Source organism: Candidatus Symbiopectobacterium sp. (assembly GCF_020054415.1).
In the GTDB taxonomy this organism is placed as follows: domain Bacteria; phylum Pseudomonadota; class Gammaproteobacteria; order Enterobacterales; family Enterobacteriaceae; genus Symbiopectobacterium.
In genome coordinates, this window is record NZ_JAHWCO010000640.1 from 1 (window position 1) to 2882 (window position 2882).

1 protein-coding gene and 1 pseudogene are annotated in these 2882 nt (G+C 54.4%); one reads left to right on the plus strand and one right to left on the minus strand.

Translation table 11 applies throughout. The features are described from left to right. Positions 1–157 precede the first annotated feature (157 nt). Positions 158–1531, plus strand: a pseudogene (locus QZ506_RS18625) (FAD-dependent oxidoreductase); the annotation flags it as partial. 19 nt (positions 1532–1550) lie between these two features. Here the strand turns inward: QZ506_RS18625 and rlmG are convergent. Continuing rightward, positions 1551–2690, minus strand: coding sequence for a 23S rRNA (guanine(1835)-N(2))-methyltransferase RlmG (rlmG, locus tag QZ506_RS18630; protein ID WP_291973066.1), 1140 nt, complete (start codon positions 2688–2690; stop codon positions 1551–1553). Between the last annotated feature and the right edge of the window lie 192 nt (positions 2691–2882).

The window sequence follows — 2882 nt, forward strand, 5'->3', positions numbered from 1 at the left end:
AGCAGGACGGCTTTGATGCGATCACAAACACGCTTATCACGACTGGTGTCATGAAGGTGTTCGAGTTCGTCTTTTTGCTTGTCGGTAATAAATATCTTCATAGTGGGTGAGCATGATCTTCTTACCGCGTAAAATCAAGCAGCTTCAATGATCACGGGTATATCGCCTGTCGATGCTCGATCTGGTGGAATCAGGCTCCTCATGGCAAGAGATAGAAACCCTGGCTCAAGAGATGGAAGCCGCAGGCGTCACGTTGCTGAACACCGGTATTGGCTGGCACGAGGCACGCATCCCGACCATCGCAACGCTGGTGCCGCGCGCGGCCTTTGGCTGGGTGACCCAACGCTTGATGGGCAAGGTAAACATACCGCTTATCACCACCAACCGCATCAACGATCCGGCTCAGGCAGAACAGCTACTGGCGCAGGGCTGCGCCGATATTGTTTCCATGGCGCGCCCCTTTCTGGCGGATTCACACTTTCTTGAGAAAGCAGAAACGGGTCGCAGCGATGAGATCAATACCTGTATCGGCCGCAATCAGGCCTGTCTTGATCGCATATTTGTCGGCAAGGTAACGTCATGTTTAGTCAACCCGCGCGCCTGCCACGAAACAACACTCCCTATAATAGCAACAGACACACCGCAACGAATTGCTGTCGTCTGCGCTGGTCCCGCAGGGCTGGCTTTTGCCATTAACGCAGCACAGCGCAGCCGTGCAGTGACGCTGTTCGAAGCGGACAGTAACATCGGCGGTCAGTTTAATCTGGCCCGACAAATCCCCGGTAAACAGGAATTCACGGAGGCGCTGCGCTATTACCGCCGTATGTTGGTGCTCACTCACGTATTATTGCGCCTCAACACCAAAGCCACGGTAGACGATCTTAAAACCTTCGATACGGTTATCCTAGCGTGTGGTATCACGCCACGTACGCCGGAGATTCCCAGTGTTGATCACCCAAGCGTACTGAGCTAGTTACAGGTTCTGCGCGATAAGGTGCCCGTTGGCAAAAGGGTGGCGATTATCGGTGCAGGCGGTATCGGTGTTTATGTTGCCCATTATCTGAGTGCACCCCCGCAAGCCGATTTCTATACCGAATGGGGTATCTATCGTACTCTCGATAAACGGTGCGGCGTATTACCGCTCGCCGCCGGAGCACCCACAGGCGCAGTGCATCAGCATGAAATTGTGCTGCTGCAACGCAAGGCAGGAAAACTGGGTGAGCATCTTGGCAAAACCACCGGATGGATACACCGGGCGCAGCTACTGCGTCACGGCGTAAGTTTTATGGACGGTGTGCAATATCGGTGCATTGACGATACTGGGCTGCATATTATTCATGAGTGCCAGGAGAGGTGCATCGCCGCCGATACCATCATCGTCTGTGCAGGACAGGATTCACGGCGCGAGCTCTATGCTCCATTGCAGGCCAGCGGGTGCGCCGTGCATCTGATTGGCGGTGCGGATGTCGCCGCCGAACTGGATGCCCGGCGGGCCATCGACCAGGCCACCCGACCGGCGCTAACGCTGTAGCCGATGACCCAAGCTCCGTTCAGCGAGACGATGCCAGCTTCACCGCGCGCAGCACCACAAACTTGTTGTTGCCCACCAGCTGTTCGCAGTTGCCGAACAGGTGTTTCAGCTTCGGATAGTAGTTGAGGTGGCGATTGCCTACGATACGCACCTCACCGCCGTGCGCTAAACAGCGACGCGCATCGCTGAACATGTTCCAGGCCAAATGGTCGGTGATGGTCTGCTGCTGGTGGAAAGGTGGGTTACACAGCACCGCTTGCAGCGAATCAGGGGCAATGTTGGCCAGCGAATTATTCACTACAAAACTGGCACGCGGCAGGTCTTGCGGACAGTCGATTTCAACATTCATGCGGCTGGAAGCCAGCGCCATATGAGATTCATCAATAAAGCTAACCAGCGCTGAAGGGTTTTGCGCCAGCGCCACCAGACCGACAATCCCGTTACCGCAACCTAAATCCACCATCTTGCCGTCAATATCACGCGGCAGGTGCTGCATAAAAAAGCGCGTACCGATGTCTAGGCTACCGCGTGAGAACACGTTGGCATGGTTGTGGATGCGGTAACCATACCCTTCCAGTTCCCACTCAACGGTTGGTGAATACTCACCTACATTGATTTGTGCCACGTCGCAGTGAATCAGGTGTGCCTTTTTCCACGCCAGTGAAGTCCGCGTCGGGCCAATAATTTTTTCAAACAGATGCAACGTGGAAGTATGAATATCGCGCGCCTTCGCGCCGGCAATAATTCGCGTATGCGGGACGACGACCGCGCGTAGCATAGGAAGCTGATGCTCCAGCATCGCTAAGGTTTTTGGAACCTTGATAACCACCAGCGATGGCGCATCAGGTAACGCCGTCAGGCTGTCTTGCAACACGACGGACTCCGGCGTAAAGCCGTTGAGCGACAGATTATGCCGCGTCGCCAGATGGCTCAAATAGCTGTCGCTGACGCAGAGCGGCTCATATGCCTGTAATCCACAGGCCAGTGCACCGAATGTGTCGTTCAGTATCACAACGGGCCTTGGCACAAGCTCCATGGTAGCAATCTCGTTCAGCAAAAACGCGTCTGCCGCTTCCCAGGCTTGTAAGGTGGAATTCTCAGACGTTTTCGTATAACGCACCAACGTGAGCGTTCGCGTTTCCAGTTCCAATTGGCTCATCGGCCTCTCCCGCGTCATAAAGGTTGCGCAGTGTACCCCGTAACGTCGCGGAGCGGCTTTGTTGAATAAATAGAACTTTTGGGTAATCATCGGAGCAGATCACCACAGTTGTTTCAAAATCAGGTCTCCATGGCAAAACAAAATTTTAAAATCACCAACTGGCCCTCTTATAACAAGGCCCTCAAGCAGCGC